The sequence below is a fragment of the Pseudomonas sp. S2_H10 genome, assembly GCF_054668285.1.
The window spans coordinates 1,784,094-1,802,500 of sequence record NZ_CP162754.1 but is presented as its reverse complement, the minus strand read 5'-3'; the positions used below and the strand labels follow the sequence as shown (position 1 = coordinate 1,802,500).

General features: G+C 61.0%; 15 protein-coding genes, 2 rRNA genes and 1 pseudogene (1 of these 18 only partly in view). 8 read left to right on the top strand and 10 right to left on the bottom strand.

All coding sequences use genetic code 11. The features are described 5' to 3' along the window. The 3 genes from AB4O16_RS07825 to mrdA form a co-directional block, all read left to right on the top strand. Positions 1 to 1,314, top strand: a 23S ribosomal RNA gene (locus tag AB4O16_RS07825) (it extends 1,580 nt beyond the left edge of the window). A gap of 150 nt (positions 1,315 to 1,464) precedes the next feature. Then, positions 1,465 to 1,580 (top strand): 5S ribosomal RNA (gene rrf, locus AB4O16_RS07820). Positions 1,581 to 1,778: 198 nt separating this feature from the next. After that, complete coding sequence (gene mrdA / locus AB4O16_RS07815) at positions 1,779 to 3,671, top strand: penicillin-binding protein 2 (RefSeq protein WP_460157463.1); 1,893 nt, start codon at positions 1,779 to 1,781, stop codon at positions 3,669 to 3,671. Between the two features lie 12 nt (positions 3,672 to 3,683). On the opposite strand, the gene AB4O16_RS07810 is transcribed toward mrdA, so the two are convergent. Continuing rightward, positions 3,684 to 4,643, bottom strand: coding sequence for a LysR family transcriptional regulator (locus AB4O16_RS07810; protein WP_160385433.1), 960 nt, complete (start codon positions 4,641 to 4,643; stop codon positions 3,684 to 3,686). A gap of 154 nt (positions 4,644 to 4,797) precedes the next feature. On the opposite strand from AB4O16_RS07810, the gene AB4O16_RS07805 reads away from it, so the two are divergent. The 5 genes and pseudogenes from AB4O16_RS07805 to AB4O16_RS07785 all read left to right on the top strand — a co-directional run bounded on the left by AB4O16_RS07805 (position 4,798) and on the right by AB4O16_RS07785 (position 8,365). Further along, positions 4,798 to 6,099, top strand: coding sequence for an MFS transporter (locus tag AB4O16_RS07805; RefSeq protein WP_460157462.1), 1,302 nt, complete (start codon positions 4,798 to 4,800; stop codon positions 6,097 to 6,099). Next, complete coding sequence (locus tag AB4O16_RS07800) at positions 6,096 to 6,851, top strand: class II aldolase/adducin family protein (protein WP_110661562.1); 756 nt, start codon at positions 6,096 to 6,098, stop codon at positions 6,849 to 6,851. Before AB4O16_RS07805 ends, AB4O16_RS07800 begins: the two co-directional genes overlap by 4 nt. Beyond that, entirely contained in the window at positions 6,848 to 7,777 is a 930-nt protein-coding gene (locus AB4O16_RS07795; protein ID WP_460157461.1) for a 2-hydroxyacid dehydrogenase, read from the top strand. The genes AB4O16_RS07800 and AB4O16_RS07795 overlap by 4 nt, the downstream gene beginning before the upstream one ends. A 165-nt stretch (positions 7,778 to 7,942) precedes the next feature. Continuing rightward, positions 7,943 to 8,092 (top strand): annotated as a pseudogene (locus tag AB4O16_RS07790) (RidA family protein); the annotation flags it as partial. Beyond that, positions 8,069 to 8,365 carry a hypothetical protein gene (locus AB4O16_RS07785; protein ID WP_460158042.1) on the top strand — a complete coding sequence of 99 codons (297 nt, stop codon included), beginning with the start codon at positions 8,069 to 8,071 and terminating at the stop codon, positions 8,363 to 8,365. The pseudogene AB4O16_RS07790 and the gene AB4O16_RS07785, both read left to right, overlap by 24 nt. On the opposite strand, the gene AB4O16_RS07780 is transcribed toward AB4O16_RS07785, so the two are convergent. The 9 genes from AB4O16_RS07780 to AB4O16_RS07740 all read right to left on the bottom strand — a co-directional run bounded on the left by AB4O16_RS07780 (position 8,362) and on the right by AB4O16_RS07740 (position 18,379). After that, positions 8,362 to 9,279 (bottom strand): LysR family transcriptional regulator, encoded by a 918-nt coding sequence (locus tag AB4O16_RS07780; RefSeq protein ID WP_460157460.1) that lies wholly within the window; start codon positions 9,277 to 9,279, stop codon positions 8,362 to 8,364. The genes AB4O16_RS07785 and AB4O16_RS07780 overlap by 4 nt on opposite strands. 95 nt (positions 9,280 to 9,374) lie before the next feature. Next, on the bottom strand, positions 9,375 to 10,505 hold the full coding sequence (locus AB4O16_RS07775; RefSeq protein ID WP_460157459.1) for a glycosyltransferase family 4 protein: 1,131 nt from the start codon (positions 10,503 to 10,505) through the stop codon (positions 9,375 to 9,377). 1 nt (position 10,506) lies between these two features. Beyond that, on the bottom strand, positions 10,507 to 11,637 hold the full coding sequence (locus tag AB4O16_RS07770; RefSeq protein ID WP_160385428.1) for a glycosyltransferase family 4 protein: 1,131 nt from the start codon (positions 11,635 to 11,637) through the stop codon (positions 10,507 to 10,509). Further along, positions 11,621 to 12,997 (bottom strand): glycosyltransferase family 4 protein, encoded by a 1,377-nt coding sequence (locus tag AB4O16_RS07765; RefSeq protein WP_460157458.1) that lies wholly within the window; start codon positions 12,995 to 12,997, stop codon positions 11,621 to 11,623. The genes AB4O16_RS07770 and AB4O16_RS07765 overlap by 17 nt, the downstream gene beginning before the upstream one ends. Then, positions 12,994 to 14,253 carry an ABC transporter ATP-binding protein gene (locus tag AB4O16_RS07760; RefSeq protein WP_160385426.1) on the bottom strand — a complete coding sequence of 420 codons (1,260 nt, stop codon included), beginning with the start codon at positions 14,251 to 14,253 and terminating at the stop codon, positions 12,994 to 12,996. Before AB4O16_RS07760 ends, AB4O16_RS07765 begins: the two co-directional genes overlap by 4 nt. Then, positions 14,253 to 15,050 (bottom strand): ABC transporter permease, encoded by a 798-nt coding sequence (locus AB4O16_RS07755; protein ID WP_160385425.1) that lies wholly within the window; start codon positions 15,048 to 15,050, stop codon positions 14,253 to 14,255. The genes AB4O16_RS07760 and AB4O16_RS07755 overlap by 1 nt, the downstream gene beginning before the upstream one ends. Then, complete coding sequence (locus AB4O16_RS07750) at positions 15,051 to 16,493, bottom strand: mannose-1-phosphate guanylyltransferase/mannose-6-phosphate isomerase (RefSeq protein ID WP_460157457.1); 1,443 nt, start codon at positions 16,491 to 16,493, stop codon at positions 15,051 to 15,053. 3 nt (positions 16,494 to 16,496) lie between these two features. Continuing rightward, positions 16,497 to 17,468, bottom strand: coding sequence for a GDP-mannose 4,6-dehydratase (gene gmd / locus AB4O16_RS07745; RefSeq protein WP_056722724.1), 972 nt, complete (start codon positions 17,466 to 17,468; stop codon positions 16,497 to 16,499). Beyond that, positions 17,465 to 18,379, bottom strand: a complete 915-nt coding sequence (locus tag AB4O16_RS07740; protein ID WP_460158041.1) for a GDP-mannose 4,6-dehydratase — start codon at positions 18,377 to 18,379, stop codon at positions 17,465 to 17,467. The genes gmd and AB4O16_RS07740 overlap by 4 nt, the downstream gene beginning before the upstream one ends. Between the last annotated feature and the right edge of the window lie 28 nt (positions 18,380 to 18,407).

Genomic DNA, 18,407 nt, shown 5'->3' with positions numbered 1-18,407 from the left:
GTAACCAGGAACCGTACCCCAAACCGACACAGGTGGTTGGGTAGAGAATACCAAGGCGCTTGAGAGAACTCGGGTGAAGGAACTAGGCAAAATGGCACCGTAACTTCGGGAGAAGGTGCGCCGGTGAGGGTGAAGGACTTGCTCCGTAAGCCCACGCCGGTCGAAGATACCAGGCCGCTGCGACTGTTTATTAAAAACACAGCACTCTGCAAACACGAAAGTGGACGTATAGGGTGTGACGCCTGCCCGGTGCCGGAAGGTTAATTGATGGGGTTAGCTAACGCGAAGCTCTTGATCGAAGCCCCGGTAAACGGCGGCCGTAACTATAACGGTCCTAAGGTAGCGAAATTCCTTGTCGGGTAAGTTCCGACCTGCACGAATGGCGTAACGATGGCGGCGCTGTCTCCACCCGAGACTCAGTGAAATTGAAATCGCTGTGAAGATGCAGTGTATCCGCGGCTAGACGGAAAGACCCCGTGAACCTTTACTATAGCTTTGCACTGGACTTTGAATTTGCTTGTGTAGGATAGGTGGGAGGCTTTGAAGCGTGGACGCCAGTTCGCGTGGAGCCAACCTTGAAATACCACCCTGGCAACTTTGAGGTTCTAACTCAGGTCCGTTATCCGGATCGAGGACAGTGTATGGTGGGTAGTTTGACTGGGGCGGTCTCCTCCTAAAGAGTAACGGAGGAGTACGAAGGTGCGCTCAGACCGGTCGGAAATCGGTCGTAGAGTATAAAGGCAAAAGCGCGCTTGACTGCGAGACAGACACGTCGAGCAGGTACGAAAGTAGGTCTTAGTGATCCGGTGGTTCTGTATGGAAGGGCCATCGCTCAACGGATAAAAGGTACTCCGGGGATAACAGGCTGATACCGCCCAAGAGTTCATATCGACGGCGGTGTTTGGCACCTCGATGTCGGCTCATCACATCCTGGGGCTGAAGCCGGTCCCAAGGGTATGGCTGTTCGCCATTTAAAGTGGTACGCGAGCTGGGTTTAGAACGTCGTGAGACAGTTCGGTCCCTATCTGCCGTGGACGTTTGAGATTTGAGAGGGGCTGCTCCTAGTACGAGAGGACCGGAGTGGACGAACCTCTGGTGTTCCGGTTGTCACGCCAGTGGCATTGCCGGGTAGCTATGTTCGGAATAGATAACCGCTGAAAGCATCTAAGCGGGAAACTAGCCTCAAGATGAGATCTCACTGGGACCTTGAGTCCCCTGAAGGGCCGTCGAAGACTACGACGTTGATAGGTTGGGTGTGTAAGCGCTGTGAGGCGTTGAGCTAACCAATACTAATTGCCCGTGAGGCTTGACCATATAACACCCAAGCAATTTGCGTCGAAAGGCCAGATTGCGGTGTGTGAAGACGAAAGAACCGAAAGTTCGTGATACTCACAAAACACCAAGCTGTCACATACCCAATTTGCTGAAGCGAGGCCAACTGGCCACGACTCAGTACCCGAATTTCTTGACGACCATAGAGCGTTGGAACCACCTGATCCCATCCCGAACTCAGCAGTGAAACGATGCATCGCCGATGGTAGTGTGGGGTTTCCCCATGTGAGAGTAGGTCATCGTCAAGATTAAATTCCGAAACCCCAATTGCGAAAGCAGTTGGGGTTTTGTTTTTGCGCTCGAAAAACAGGACCGAGCCAGCCAAGGTCAATTGTGAAAAAAATCACATAAACCAGGCTCCACGCTTTTGGTATGGTGCAGCTCATTTTTAATGGACTGAGTTTGCGCCCACGGATCGGCGTTCTTTTAAAAGAGTTGCTGTACACGTGCCTGAACCGATACCGATCAAGGACCACGAGAAAGAAACACGCCTGGTCAACAAGAGACTCATGGCCTGCGCCTTGTTCGTTGCCGCCATTACTTGTGCGCTGGTGGTGCGCCTGTATGTCCTGCAGGTAGTCGAGTTTGACTATCACTCCACCATCTCCGAAAACAACCGTGTCCACGTCCTGCCGATTACGCCTACCCGCGGGTTGATCTATGACCGCAACGGCGTACTCCTTGCCGACAACCGTCCCAGCTTCAACCTGACAATCACCCGCGAACTCGCCACCGATGTTAAAAGCGAGCTCGACGAGGTGGTCAATCTCTTGCACCTGCCCGCCGAAGACCGTTCGCAGTTCGACAAGGCGATGAAGCAGGCGCGTCACCCATTCGTACCAGTGACCTTGTTCTATGAGCTGAGCGAAGAACAGATAGCCGTACTCGCCGTCAACGAGTTCCGCTTGCCGGGCCTCGATGTCGAGCCGCAGTTCGTTCGACACTACCCATTGGGCGCACACTTCGCTCATTCGGTCGGCTACGTCGGACGCATAAACGAGAAAGAGTCAAAGGCGCTGGATACGGTCGAATACCGAGGCACCCAATCGATCGGCAAGACCGGGATCGAAAAATTCTACGAGGCGCAGCTGCACGGCCATGTCGGTTATGAGGAGGTCGAGACCAATGCTCAGGGACGTGTGCTGCGGGTGCTCAAGCACACTGACCCGGTGCCGGGCGAAAACATTGTCCTGAGCCTCGACGTCAAGCTTCAGGAAGCTGCCGAACAAGCCCTGGGTGATCGTCGAGGCTCGGTAGTCGCGCTGGACCCGTCGACCGGTGAGGTGCTGGCCATGGTCAGCAATCCGAGTTTCGATCCTAACCTGTTCGTCACCGGCATCAGCTCCAGGGAATACTCCACGCTGCGCGACTCCATCGACCGGCCGCTGTTCAACCGCGTGCTGCGTGGCTTGTACGCTCCGGGTTCAACCATCAAGCCGGAAGTGGCAATTGCCGGCCTCGATACCGGTGTCGTCACGCCACAGACTCGTGTGTTCGACCCCGGTTACTACCAACTGCCGGATTTCGATCACAAGTACCGAAACTGGAACCACAGCGGCGATGGTTGGGTGGATATGGATGCGGCGATCATGCGCTCCAACGACACCTACTTCTATGACCTGGCACATAAGCTGGGGATCGATCGCCTGCACGACTACATGGCCATGTTCGGACTCGGTGAGAAAGTCTCCCTGGACATGAACGAAGAAGCCTCCGGCCTGATGCCATCCCAGGCCTGGAAACGCGCCACCCGTCGTCAGGCCTGGTTTCCGGGCGAGACGGTGATTCTCGGCATCGGCCAGGGCTACATGCAGGTCACACCGCTGCAATTGGCACAGGCCACCGCGCTGATTGCCAATAAAGGCGTGTGGAATCGCCCGCACCTGGCCAAAACCGTGGATGGCGTCGCGCCGGTGGATGAGAACCCAATGCCGAACATCCTGCTCAAGGATCCGCGCGACTGGGAGCAGGTCAATCACGGCATGCAGATGGTGATGCATGATGCCCGCGGGATTGCCCGGGCCGCAGCGGCGGGGGCGCAGTACCGTATCGCCGGCAAGAGCGGTACCGCGCAAGTGGTGGCGATCAAGCAAGGCGAGCGTTACAACCGGGAGAAAACCCGCGAGCGCAACCGCGACAATGCCTTGTTCGTCGGTTTCGCCCCGGCCGAGCACCCGAAGATCGTGATTTCGGTGATGATCGAAAACGGCGAGGCGGGGGGGCGTGTCGCCGGGCCCGTCGTACGGCAGATCATGGACGCCTGGCTACTCGATCAGGACGGGCACCTCAAGCCGCAGTACGCCGCGCCGAGCAAGGCAGCGGGCGATCCTCACGTCTGAACCTTCGTGGCTTCACAGCACAGGCTCACGGATGCTGAGCATGTGCTGGAAGCTCTCGAGGAACACCGTTTCAGCCTGGCTCATCTTCTGTTCGCGATTCCACAACAGCTGGATATCGAAATCCACCACCCCGTCTTCCGGCGGCAAACGCCAGAGCAGGCCTTGCTCGACATCCCGGTGCACCAGGTGCGTGGGCAAGGCGCCGATGCCGTAACCTGCGCAGATCAGGCGGTAAATTTCTTCGAAACTGGTGGATGAGGCGACGATCTTGCCGGTGAAGCCTTGCTGGTCGCGGAACAGCGTCAGGGGTGAAAGATTGCCGCCCAGTTGATCGCTGGTGAAGCTGACGAAATTTTCCGCCGAGAGCTGCTCCAGGGTCAGGTTCTCTTGCCCGAACAACCGATGCCGCTGACCGCAAAAGTAAGCGTAGGTCTCGCGAAACAGTACCCGTTGTTCCAGCCGTGGCTGTGGCAAACGGCACAAACCGACGCCGATGGTCGCAGTCTTCTGCAGCAATGAACTGATGATGTTCGAGCTGCCCATCACTTCCACTTCCAGCTCGATTTTCGGGTGGGTTTCATGGAAGTCGGCAAGGAACTCATCGTAGTGCCGAGCCTGCACACCGCTGACGGTGAGGATGCGGATCTTGCCCACCACGTCGTCGTGACGACTCTCCACCACCGTGCCCAGACGGGAAATATCACCGTAGATATCCGCGGCAATGCGCAGCACTTCCTCCCCGGTTTCCGTCAGGTCAAAGCGTCGCCCACTGCGGGCAATCAACACACATTCGAGTTGTTCTTCCAGGCGTTTCAGCGCCTGGCTGACGGCCGACTGGGTGATGTGCAGTCGCGCGGCGGCGCGGCTCATGCTGCCCTCCTGCCCGATGACCAGATAGGTGCGCAGCAGGTTCCAGTCGAGGCGGTCATTGAGAAAGCGCCGGCCGACCCAAGGGTTGGAAGTGGAGGGCATAAAACCTCATGCAGTAGCAGTGCTAATAGTAAAGATAAGAATTTGAAAATTGACTAATCCTGGCACGGAAGCGATAAAACCCACAAGCGCCACAGAGCGCAACCGTCGCCAGCCTCAACACCTGCCCAAAACTATAAGTACACAGGGTCCTTGCATGCACACTACCGCCCAACCGCGCCGAGCCGCGGCCGCCGCCTTCATCGGCACGACCATCGAGTTCTACGACTTCTACATCTACGCCACCGCGGCGGCATTGGTGCTTGGGCAAGTATTCTTCCCCAGCAGCGACCCGGTCATGAGTACCCTCGCCGCATTCGGCAGTTTCGCTGTCGGCTTCATTGCCCGGCCCATGGCCGGCATGGTCTTCGGTCACCTGGGTGATCGTCTCGGGCGCAAGAAAATGCTGCTGGTGACCATGGCCCTGATGGGCATCGCCACCGCCGGGATCGGCCTCTTGCCGAGTTATGCCAGCGCCGGTATCTGGGCGCCCATCGGGCTGATCGTCCTGCGTGTGATCCAGGGCATTTCGGTCGGTGGCGAGTGGGGCGGGGCGGTGCTGATGGCCAGCGAGCATGCCCCGGCCAAGCGTAAGACGTTCTACGCCTCGTTTGCCCAACTCGGCAGTCCCGCCGGTTTGTTGCTGGCATTGATCGCCTTTCGTCTGGTGACGTCCCTTGAGCCCGAGGAGTTCCTCGCCTGGGGTTGGCGCCTGCCGTTCCTCGCCAGCGGCGTGCTGATGATGGTCGGTTTGTTGATCCGTTCCGGGGTTCACGAGTCGCCGGAATTCGCCAAAGTCCAGGACAACAATGAAACCGCCAAATACCCGGTGTTGGAGGTGATCCGCACCTGCTGGCGGCAGATCCTGTTCGCCGCCGCTGCAGTGACCATCGGCTCGGCCGGGTTCTTCTTCACCAACACCTTCATGATCACCTACGTCACCCAATACCAGGGCATTGCCCGTTCGACGATTCTTGATTGCCTGTTTCTGGTGACCGTCATCCAGCTGCTTTCGCAACCGGTCTCGGCGCTGTTGGCCGAGCGCATTGGCGAAGATCGCTTCCTCAAAGTGGTCGCTCTGTTGTGCATGGTCACGCCGTATCCGATGTTCCTGTTGGTAGGCACGCAGAACATTCTGTTGATGACCCTCGGCATCGCCTTGGCCGTAGTCATCCTCTCTGCACTGTACGCGGTGATCGCCGGCTACATGACCCAGGCCTTCCCGGTGCACCTGCGCTACTCGGGCATTTCCATCGCTTATCAATTGGCTTGCGCCGTGGCCGGGGGCACCACGCCGCTGATCGGCACCCTGCTGGCCAGCAAGTTTTCCGGACAATGGTTGCCCCTGGCGGTGTTCTTCACCTTGCTCTCGGCCCTGTCCCTGATCGGTGTTTGCGGCCTGGCCCGCCTGCGCGCCAACCCGGTCGTCTCCCACGCTGCCAAAGAGGTATATTCGTGAGTAAACCTGCACACATCGACCCGGTTGAATGGCAAGCCCGTTGCGAACTGGCTGCGCTGTACCGACTGGTCGCGCACTTTCGCATGACCGACTTGATCGACACCCACATCACCCTGCGGATTCCGGGGCCGGAACACCACTTCCTGATCAATCGCTACGGGGTGATCTTCGACCGCATGCGCGCCTCGGACCTGGTGCGCATCGATCAGGAAGGGCGGGTGGTCGATCCAGAGTACGCAGGCCATCGGGTCAACGCAGCAGGCTTCGTGATTCACTCGGCGATCCACATGGCGCGTCCGGACCTGAACTGTGTGATCCACACCCACACGGCGGCAGGCATGGCCGTCGCGGCGCAGAAGCAAGGCTTGCTGCCGATCAGTCAGCACGCGCTGAAGTTCTACGGCAAGCTGGCCTATCACACCTACGAGGGCATCGCGCTGTCGCTGGATGAGCGCGAGCGCCTGATTGCCGACCTCGGCCCGCACCGGGCGATGATCCTGCGCAATCACGGCCTGCTGGTTGGTGGTTCGGGGGTTGCCCAGGCGTTCCAGGAAATCCACTTCCTGGAGCGCGCCTGCCAGGCCCAGGTGCAGGCCCTGGCCGGTGGTTCGGCATTGCATTACCCGTCACCGCAAGTGTGCGCGCACACTGCCGAGCAGTTCGACCGTGATGAGCAGGACAACATCATCGACCTGGCCTGGGAGGCCGCCCTGACCCTGATCGAATCCCAGCGCGAGTCCTATCTGTCATGAATACCGTGGTCCTGCTGTCCCGCGACACCTTGTTGCTCAAGCAATTGCAGGCGGCGTTCGCCCGTAGCGCGCCGCAGCTCACCGCTGTGTTGGCCGACGATTCCCGAGCAGCCGATGCGCAGATGGCGGCGTGCTGGTTCCCGGTGCCGGGCAGTCTCGGCGAGTTGCCGAACCTGCGGGTGATTCACTCGGTGGCCGCCGGCATCGATCACCTCGACCACGACCCGTCCTGTCCGGACCTGCCGGTTTGCCGTGTGGTCGACCCGGGGCATCGCCAGGGCATGACCGAGTACGTGCGCTGGGCGGTGATTCACTATCACCGCGGCTTCGATCAGGTGTTGTCGCAACAACGCGAGCAACGCTGGGAACGGCCGCTGCAAAGGGCGGCGGGGCAGTTCAAGGTCGGAGTGATGGGGCTCGGCTCGCTGGGTAGCGCGATTGCCCTGGACCTGGCCGCGGCCGGCTATGACGTGCGCGGCTGGGCGCGGCGCAGCAAGGACTTGCCGGGTGTGCGCACGTTCGCCGGAGCGGAGGCGTTGAACCCGTTTCTCGACGGCGTCGAGTTGCTGATCAACCTGCTACCGCTGACCAGTGAAACCCGCGGCATCCTCGGCCGGGTCACTTTCGAGCGGCTCGCCAGCGGCGCGGCACTGATCAACTGTGGCCGGGGCGGCCATCTGAATATCGACGACCTCGAACAAGCATTGGCCCGAGGGCAATTGCGTGGCGCCTTGCTGGATGTCTTCGAGCAGGAACCGCTACCGGTCGATCACCGGCTGTGGACGATGCCCGGCGTCACCATCACCCCGCACATGGCTTCGGCGGCTTCCCATGACTGCATTGCCGAACAAGTAGCGGAGAACTTCCGTCGATTGAATGCCGGCGAAGCGTTATTGAATTGTGCCGACCGATTGCTGGGTTATTAAACCAACCGCTATCCCGAAAAACACCGATAGCGCAATACCTGTAGGAGCCGGCTTGCCGGCGATGGACGCAAGTGCGCCGCGTTTATCCGGCTCACGCGCGTTATCGTTGACGACCATCGCTGCGATGCGGCGACCCGACAAGCCAGCGCCTACAAGAACCGCGGCCTCAAGGTCAATGCCTACCTGACCGATCCCGCACAGCTGGAACCGTTCAGCGCGGTGTACCGTGAGTTCCTCGGTCATGCACCATCGGCGCGCACCACGGTGTGCGTGGCGTTGTGGGGCGTGTCGCTGGAGATCGACTGTGTCGCCGACCCGCAACTGGGGGCCATGGTGCCCAATGTGAAAGTCGTTGGCCGTGCGCTGACCCTGAAACTGGTGGGCGCCGATGCCGTCGCCGTCAACCGGGCCCTGGCGCAAATCAGGCCGGGGGACTGGGTGCTGGCGGACGACAACGGTGTGTTGTTTCTCGACACGGCATCGGCGGTGGCGGTGATTGGGCAAGCGCTGGCATCTGATCAGGCCGAGCCGCGCCTGCTCGAACGCTTGCGCGCCGGTGAACCGGTCGCACAGGTCTTGCGCGTCTAGTCCGTCAGCCGTTGTTGCAGGCTTTCGAGAAAGATCGCCTCGGCCCGGCTCATGCGCTGTTCGCGGTTCCACAGCAAATGAATGTCGACATCGGCAATCCCTTCGTGGGGCGGCAGGCGCCAGAGCAGTCCGGCGTCGACGTCGGCCGCCACCACGTGCTCGGGCAGACAGCCGATCCCGAAGCCGGCGATGACCAGTCGCCGGACTTCTTCCAGGCTCGGCGAGGACGCGACGATGCGACCGCTGAAACCCTGCTGGTCGCGAAAAATCGTCAAGGGCGAGAGCATGCCGCCGATCTGGTCACTGGTGAAACTGACGAAGTTCTCCCGTTGCAAATCCCCTTCGGCGACGTCCTGTTGGCCAAACATCGCATGATGCTTGCCGCAGAAAAACGCATAGCGCTGACGCAGGAACAGGCGCTGCTCCAGGCGTGGCTGCGGGCGCCGATTGAGGCTCAGGCCGAGGGTCGCGGTTTTTTCCTGGAGGGCGCTGACGATGTCGGAACTGCGCATCACATCGACTTCCAGATCCACTCGCGGGTGCTGCCGATGGAAGTCGGCGAGGAATTCATCAAAGCGCTCGGAGAAGATCCGGCTGATGATCAGTAGGCGCACCTTGCCGATCACTTCGTCGGCCGGTTGTTCGAGCACGCTGCTGACCTGGGACATTTGCCCGTAGATTTCCCCGGCCAGGGCGAAGATTTGCTCGCCGACTTCGGTCAGGGCAAAACGTGGCCCGCGACGGGCAATCAGTTGGCGCCCCAGTTGTTCTTCCAGGCGCTTGAGTGCCTGGCTCACGGCCGGTTGCGTCAGGTGCAGGCGGGCGGCGGCGCGGCTGATGCTCAGCTCCTGGCCAATCACCCGGAAGGTGCGCAGCAGGTTCCAGTCCAGGCGGTCATTGAGCAGACGTTGCATAGGCGTTCAACAGTCAGGAAAAGGTTGATGGAGAAAGTCGACGGCCTGCGCACCTCGTGCGCAAGCCATGGAAATTCTACATCGCCGGATCGGCGTCATGCGAAGGCGAGGGCTTTTTCTTCCAACAGCTCTTCATACAAGGCCGCCCATTTGCGCCCCATTTCGTCCGCCGTAAACAGGCTCTGATAACGGGCCTGCGCCTTCTCGCCCATTTGCGCGGCCAGCACCGGGTTTTCCCACAGCGTACGCATTGCCTCACGGAACGCCAATGGATTGCTCGGCGGCACCACCAGCCCGGTTTCGTTATGGATGTTGATGTAACTGGTGCCCGTGCCGATTTCACTGGAGATCATCGGCTTGCCATACATCGCGCCTTCCAGCAGCGAAATGCCAAAGGCTTCGGAGCGCAGGTGCGACGGGAACACCACCGCATAACTCAACTCGAGCAGTGCGACCTTGTCCTCATCGTCGAGGAAGCCGAGGAAGTGCAGGTTCTGCAGCCCCAGCGCTTTCGCCTGGGCATGCAGCTCTGCTTCCAGCGGGCCGGCGCCGACGATGACCACGGGATAGTTCAATCCCTGCATCGCTTCCAGCAGGATGTGCAGCCCCTTGTAGTAGCGCATCACACCGACGAACAGGAAGAACTTGTCCCCCAGTTTCTGGCGCCAGCGCTCGGTGCGGGCCGCGTCGTGCTTCGGATAACTCGACTTGTCCAGGCCATAGGTGATGACCCGGGTCTTGTCCCGGTAGTCCTTGAGCACATCGCTGGTGTGAAGGTAGTTGGGGGACGCCACGGCGATTCGATCGGCGCTGTCCAGGAACCGCCGCATCAATGGACGGTACAGCTTGAGCAGATGGCGCTGGCGGATGATGTCGGAGTGGTAACTGACCACGCTGGGCTTTTTCGTGGAGCTTGCAAAGTGCACCAAGTCCATGAAGGGCCAGGGGAAGTGGTAGTTGACCACGTCGGCCTCAGCCGCGAGTTCGCGAAACTGCTTGAACACGCTGTAGGAAAAACCGGTGGAGGCGAATTGAAAATCCATCCTGGCCTGATGCACCTGGTGCTCGCGGATCTGCAACACGCCTGGCGCCGGGTTATTGCTCAGGGTCAGCACCGTGCTGTCGACACCATGGCGCACACCAATTTCGCTCATTTGGAAAATGACTTGCGCGATGCCGCCCATGGAGTCGGGCAAATAGGTTTTGTAAAAGTGCAGGACGCGCATATCAGTTCTCCATAGCCTGGCGGTAGGCGCGGGCGGTCACCGTCGCACAACGCTCCCAGGAAAAAAGCTTCGCCCGCTGCAAACCCGCTTCGCGACAGGCCTGCCAGTGCGCCGGGTCGTCGATCAACCGCTGCATGGCATCGCGCAAGGTGTCCGGGTCGTGCGCCTCGATGTAGTTGCCGGCATCGCCAGCCACCTCCGGCATCGCCGATATACCCGTAAGAATCACCGGGGTGCCACTGGCCATGGCTTCCAGCACCGGCAGACCGAAGCCCTCGTACAACGAAGGGAAGACCAGCGCCCGGGCACCGGCCAGCAACTGCGCCAGATCTTCATCGGGCAGGTACCCCAGCAGGCACACATGACCCGAGGCGAGGGCCGAAGCCAATTCGTCGTTGAACTGCTGGCGCTGCCAGCCGGCCATGCCGGCGATCAGCAAGGGAAAACGCTGGCGCACGGGTTCCGGCAGCAGCGCATGGGCGCGCAGGGCCTGGGTCAGGTTCTTGCGCGGCTCCAGGGTGCCGACGCACAGAAAATACTCCCGTGCCTCGACGCCATGGGCCTTGAGGACCCGGTCGATGGCCTCGGGTTCACGCGGGTGGAACCGTGCGGCCACACCCAGCGGTGCCACCACGAAGCGTTCGGCCGGCAGCGCGAACCAGGCCTGCGCTTCATTGGCGATGTGCTGCGAGTCGGTCAGGATCAGCCGCGCCCGATGTACGCCGTCGGCAAGGCGCCGCTCGATTTCGCGCAGGCGTGCCGGTGGCTGGCTGTCGGGATAGTGCAGGTGGGTCAGGTCATGCAGGGTGATGACGGTCGGGCCATCGAACGACAATGGCCACAAACTCGGTTCGTGATACAGATCGATGGCCTGGGAGGGGCGCTGGTCGAAACGCTTCTGCTCCAGCCAGCGCCGCGCCTGATAGGCCCCCGGAACCTGTCGCAGCAACGGCGTCAAACGCGAGTAGCCGGGCATTGCCGCCTCAGGCAGGGTCGAACTCCAGCCCCAGCCATGGAACAACGACAACTCGACGTCCGGCTCGTGGGCCAGGGCCGTCGCCAGTTCGGCGACGTAGTGGCCGATGCCTGTGCGCGGGGCCTGGAGGATGCGGGCGTTAAGGGCAATGCGCATGCTGACTCTCAGGCACCTGCGCATCGCTGTGCAGGTTGCGCTGGATGCGTTCGACCAGTTGCGCACTCGCCTCGCGCCAGCTCAGCCAGCGCCAATCGTCCAGGTCGAGGGGCGCGGGAAATGCGCCGCCACTCTCCATGTCGATGACCATGTCGGCGAGGTTCTGCGGGTCGTCGAGGTCGAAATACGCCATGTACTCGCCACCGATTTCGCGGAACACCGGGATATCGCTGGCCATCGCCGGCAGGCCTCGCTGCATGGCTTCCACCAGCGGTAAACCGAAGCCTTCGACGTAGGACGGGAACACCAGCGAGGTCGCGTGGCTATAGGCGTGCTCCAGGCTCTTGTCCGAAAGCGTGTTGAACATGAACAAGCGCTGGTTCAACTGCGGATGCTGGCGGATACGCTCGACCAGCGCCTCGCACTTCCAGCCGATCTTGCCGACGATGCACAACCGCGCCCTGGACCCGGCGGCCCAGGCGCGCTCGAATGCGTCCAGCAGATACGCATGGTTCTTGCGCGGTTCGATGGTGCTGACCATCAGGAATACCGGGTCTTTTGACTTGAACATCTGCAGCAGCCCCGGGTCGACGGCTGAACGGGCATCGCTCAGGTCGAGTTCGGAGCCCAGGTGAAAGTAGTCGAACCAGCGCTGCTGAACCTGCGCGGCACCGATCCTGCGGGTCATCTCCTGACGAACCTCGTCGCGGATGGTGGTCGAGATCGCCACGTAGCCATCGGCGGTGCGGGCGATCCAGTCGAACCATTCGTTGAACACCTTCACCAGCCCGGCGTCGCAGAACTGCGGGTGGGTCAGGGGAATCAGGTCGTAGATCACCGAAATGATGCCGACCCCGTCACGCTTGAGTTGCTCGGCCAGGGGGAAGAAGTTGGCGTGCCAGGACGAGTCCAGCAGCACCAGTTGATCGCCGGCGCGATGCTGCAATGGCACGCAGCGCTCGGGCACCGGCTTGCCCTTGAGTACCCGGTCGAGCAGGCGTATCGGCAGGCTCAGGCAGGCGAACGCGGTCAGGCGGCAACCGACGTAAAGCACCAGGCGGGCGAACTTCGATGTGCTGAACGGCCGGCGTCGTTCCAGCGTGCGGTGACGCAGCCAGAACAGATTGGCGATCTGTTCGAGCTTCACCCGCAGGCTCGTCAGGTCCACTTTGACGGTGGGCAAGGGCGCCAGGCTTTTCACCTCGAACAACGCGCCATTGATCATCACCACCGGAATGCATTCACGCCGGGCGTCCGCGGCCGGCAATTGCTGGATCACGTTGCGAACGACCCGCTGAATGCCCGAGTTGGCATCGGGGTGTTCGAAAACGTAGGTACATTCAACCAACAGTCTGGTCATTGCGTCACTCCAACGGTTTTCGCCAGGTTTTCGCTGGAGCGGGTAACACTGGTCTGCGCTTCGAGCCAGGAACAACCGACAAAGTCCTCCTGGCGATTATTGATCACGTGGAAGACCAGCCCGTAGTCACGCCATTCGAAATTGCGATCCAGGTGCGAATCCAGTCGCGACAGGCTCAGGGCCACCGAATAGTTGCCCTTGCCCAGGCGCATGTCGAAGGCAAAGCGGTAAGTGATGCGTTCGCCGGCACTCAGGTCGGTGAGGGCTTTGTCGACCCGGTGGGTGTTGATGCCGTACATGGGCTGGCCGAGGCGATCCTTGATCATGAAACCGAGAATCAGCCGCTCGATGTCCTGGCGCACCTCGACCTGCACCTCCAGGACCATCGCCTGACCGACTTCTGCCACTTCCACCGAACGGCCCTTGGGGTCAAGCAGGCGGACGCTGAGAATGCCCGCTTCGCCTGTCCCGGAAATGGTTTGCACCTGCCCGTTGGCAAGCATTTCCTGGCGCACGGTCTGGCCTTCGCGCTGGGCGAGCATGGCGTTGTAGTAGTCCATCACTTCTTCGGGTTTGCCGCGCATGGCCATGCGCCCGTTTTCCAGGAGGATCGCGGTGTCGCAGATCGACTGGATCGCCGAGCGGTCATGGGACACGATCAGCAACGTGGTGCCGGCCTTGCGGAAGTTGCGGATGCGATCGAAGCTTTTGTGCTGGAAGTAGGCGTCACCCACGGACAGCGCTTCATCGACGATCAGGATGTCCGGTCGCCGCGCGGTGGCCACGCTGAACGCCAGGCGCATCTGCATGCCGCTCGAATAGGTGCGGACCTGATGGTCGATGGCCTCGCCGATTTCGGCGAAGCTCTCGATTTCCGGCATCAGCGCTTCGATTTCTTCGACCTGCATGCCGAGCAACTGGCCGGCCATGAAGGTGTTCTGCCGACCGGTGAAATCCGGGTGGAAGCCCATGCCCAGTTCCAGCAACGCCGCTACGCGACCTTGCAGCTGGATGTCGCCGCAGGTGGGCTGGGTGGTGCCGGTAATCATTTTCAACAGTGTGCTTTTGCCGGCGCCGTTGACCCCGACGATGCCCACGGCTTCGCCCGGCTGAATCTCGAAATCGACCCCCTGCAGCACCCAGTGCAACTGATGCCGGGTGGGGGAGAAGGGCACCAGCCATTCGAACAGCCGGCTCCAGCGATTGGGGTACTGCTTGTAGGCCTTGCCCAGGCCACTGACACGTATATGTCCCATCAGAGCTCGTCCACCATTTCACCGACACGCTGGCGGAACAGCCGCAGCGCGATCCCACAGAACAACAGGCCGATTACCAGCAACGGCACCAGCGAGCCCCAGTCTGGCCATTGGTTATGGAGAAACAGGTTCTGGTAGCTGTTCATCAGTGCCGTCATCGGGTTCAGCCCGATAAGGCTCTGGATGCCCGACGGCAGGATCGACAGCGGATAAACGATCGGCGTCAGCCAGAACCAGAATTGCAGGCAGATGCCGAAAAACTGCCCGACGTCGCGAAAAAAAACGTTGAGCACGCCCAGGATCATCCCCAGCCCCGCCGCGAACAGCACTTGCAGGATCAGCAACGGCACCAGCGCCAGCAGCGCCATGCCGGGCAGCCGTCCGCTGATCAGCAGGAAACCGAGGAACAAACCGAGGATGATCGCGAAGTTGATCCCGGCATTGAGCAGCACGATGACCGGCAGACAGATGCGCGGGAAGCTGATTTTCTTCAGCAGGTTGGCGTTTTCCAGGAACATGCTCTGGCTGCGCGTGGTGATCTCGGCGAACAGGCCCCAGGTCAGCAGGCCGGCGCACAGGTAGACGCTGTAGGCCAAGCTGTCATCCACGCCCGGCAAGCGGGCGCGCATGATGGTGGAAAAGATCACTGTGTAGACGAGGATCATCGACAACGGATTGAGCACGGTCCACAAGGCACCGAACAGCGAGTTGCGGTATCGCGCCTGAAACTCTCGTTTGACACTGCCGAGGATGAAACCCCGGTAACTCCACAGCGATTGGTAAAGATTACGCAGCATTCAATCCGTCCGCCCGTATTGATCTTCGAAGCGGACGATGTCGTCCTCTCCCAGGTATTCGCCGCTTTGCACTTCGATGATCACAAGGTCGATCACGCCGGGATTCTCCAGGCGATGCTTGTGACCGGCGGCAATGAAGGTCGATTCGTTCTTGGCCACCAGGTGAGTGCCGGTGCCGTTGTTGGTGACCTTGGCCATGCCTTCGACCACCACCCAGTGTTCATTGCGATGGTGGTGCATCTGCAATGACAACTTGGCGCCGGGCTTGACCACGATGCGCTTGATCTTGAAGCGCGGGCCTTCCTCCAGCACGGTGTAGGTGCCCCAGGGCCGGCTGACCGTACGGTGCAGGCGATAGGCTTCGTGCTCTTTGTCCTTGAGTTGCCTGGCCACCCGGCGCACATCCTGGGCGCGGTCGGCGTGGGCCACCAGCACCGCGTCGGCGGTGTCGACGATGATCAGGTTATCCACGCCCACGGTCGCTACCAGGCGGTTATCGCTCTGGACGAAATTGTTGTGGCTGTCGATGAAAATCGACTCGCCGACGGCGCGGTTGTTCTGTGCATCCGCCGGTACCAGCGCGGCCACCGCACCCCAGGAGCCGATGTCGCTCCAGTCGAAACGGGCGGGCACGACGACCACCTTGTCGGAGCGCTCCATCAACGCATAGTCGATGGAAATGTCGATGATCTCGCCAAACAGCGCGGGTGACAGTTCCTGTTGCAAGCCCCCATCGTTTTCCATCGCAGCGCTGGCGGTCATGCAGGTTTGCGTCTGCTCCAGCAACGTCGGCGCATGGGTTTGCAGTTCGGCCAGCAGGGTGGCGACCGAGAAGCAGAACATCCCGGAGTTCCACAGGAAGTTGCCGCTTTCCACGTAATGCGTCGCGGTTTGCAGGTCGGGCTTTTCGACGAAACGCCGCACGCCGGCAGCGCCTTTGTCGTCCAGCGGTGTGCCGGCTTCAATGTAGCCAAAACCGGTTTCCGGCGCCGTCGGCACCACACCGAAAGTCACCAGGTGACCGCGCCTGGCCAGCGTCACGGCATGCTCGACCGCGTCCTTCAACGCCTCGACATTGACGATCAGATGGTCGGCGGGCATCACCAGCATGATCGCGTCGTCGCCATGCAGGGCTTGCAGCGAGAGGGCGGCGGCGGCAATCGCCGGCGCCGTATTGCGCCCCGTCGGCTCCAGCAGGAAGTGCCCGCGATGGCGGCCAAGGTGTGCGTCCCGAAAATGATCCTTGCTCTGGAAGTAGTACTCGCGGTTGGTCACCGTGACGATATCGCCCCAGCCGTCGAGCAGCTCGGCGGCACGCCGATAGGTCTTGCCCAGCAGCGACTGGCCGTCGGGTAAGGCCATGAACGGTTTGGGATGGCCTTCGCGCGACACCGGCCACAACCTTGTCCCGGCACCGCCGGAGAGAATCACGGGAATCAGCATGGCCTACTCCTTGGCGACGCGTTTCATGTCCGCATCCATCATCATGCGGATCAAGGTGTCCAGGTCGGTTTTTGGTTTCCAGCCCAGCACACGCTGGGCCTTGGCCGGGTTGCCGAGCAGCACTTCGACTTCGGCCGGGCGGAAGAACGCCGGGTCAATCTTCACGAAGTCGCGGTAGTTCAGGCCCACGTGATCGAAGGCGATCCGGCACATCTCGCGCACGGTGGTGGTCACGCCGGTGGCGACCACGAAGTCATCGGGTTTGTCCTGTTGCAGCATCAGCCACATGGCTTCGACGTAGTCCCCGGCAAAACCCCAGTCGCGCTTGGCGTCGATGTTGCCCAGGCGCAGTTCCTGCTGCTTGCCCTGCTTGATGCGCGCGGCGGCGTCGGTGACTTTGCGCGTCACGAACTCGATGCCGCGCAACGGTGATTCATGGTTGAACAGAATTCCGCTGCTGGCGTGCAGGTTGAAGCTTTCGCGGTAGTTCACGGTGATCCAGTGGCCATACAGCTTGGCCACGCCATAAGGGCTGCGCGGATAGAACGGCGTGTTCTCGTCCTGCTGCTCGGCCTGGATCAGGCCGAACATTTCGCTGGTGGATGCCTGATAGAAACGCGTGTGCGGACTGAACTGACGGATCGCTTCGAGCAGGTGGGTAACGCCCAGGCCGTCGACGATGCCGGTGGTCACCGGTTGATCCCAGGAGGCCGCGACAAAGCTTTGCGCGGCGAGGTTGTAGACCTCGTCCGGCGCCGACTTGATCACCGCGCGCTGCACGGAACAGGCATCGGCCATGTCGCCATCGAGGTAGACGATGTCCGCCTCGACGCCCATCTCGCGCAAGCGCCAGCGCGAGTCGCTGCTGCGACGCGCGACCAGGCCGTGGACCTTGTAACCCTTGTCGAGCAGCAGTTTGGCCAGATACGCGCCATCCTGGCCGGTGATGCCTGTGATCAATGCACTTTTAGTCATACTTGTCGTACTCGCGTCTCCCAGTCGGACAGGATCGCCCGCAGGGATTGTTGTGTTGTGATTTCAGACTTCCATCCGGTGGTTCTGGCCAGCCTGTCAGGGCTGCCGCACACCCGACGCTGATCCGCGCGGCGAAGGCGCGCAGGGTCCTGGACCAGTTGCAGGTCGACCTGGGCAAGATCTGCCAGTTGTTCGATCAAGCTGCGAATGCTCTGTTCGCGCCCCGAGCAGATGTTGTAGACCTGCCCCGGCGTGCCTTTGTCCAGCAAGGCCAGGTAGGCCGAGACCACGTCACCGACATCGAGGAAATCGCGCGTGACGTCGACGTCCCCGACCTCCAGTCGTGGTGCCTGCAAGCCTTGTTTGATCCGGCAGATCTGACGCGCGGCGCCGGCGATGACGAAGCTGTCTTTCTGCCCGCTGCCGATATGGTTGAACGGGCGGGCGACCAGTACCGGCCAGCCTTCGCTCAGGCCCCACTGCAAACTCAGGAACTCTGCCGACAGTTTGCTCACGGCATAGGGATTGCGCGGGCAGGGTGGTTGCAATTCAGTGATGGGCAGATGCTCTTGCGCGACCTGGCCATAGACATCGCCGGAGCTGACGTACACAAACGTGCCGCTGAAGCCGCGTGCCTTGAGGGCTTGCAGCAGGTTCAGGGTGCCCAGCAGGTTGATGTTCAGGGTGCCCGCCGGATCACGAAACGCCTGCGGGACGAACGTCTGGCCGGCCAGGTGGATCACTGCATCGGGCATTTCCGGCCACAGGCCTTCGAGGCTGTCCGGAGCGGCAAGATCGTAGCGGTCGGGAACAGGCAGCAGCTCCCATTGCGAAGTCTCGGCCTGCAAACGCGATTGGATGTGTTGTCCTACGAATCCGGTCAGACCCGTGACAAACAGACGTTTTTTCAACAGCGACCCCCCGGTCATGTATTTCACC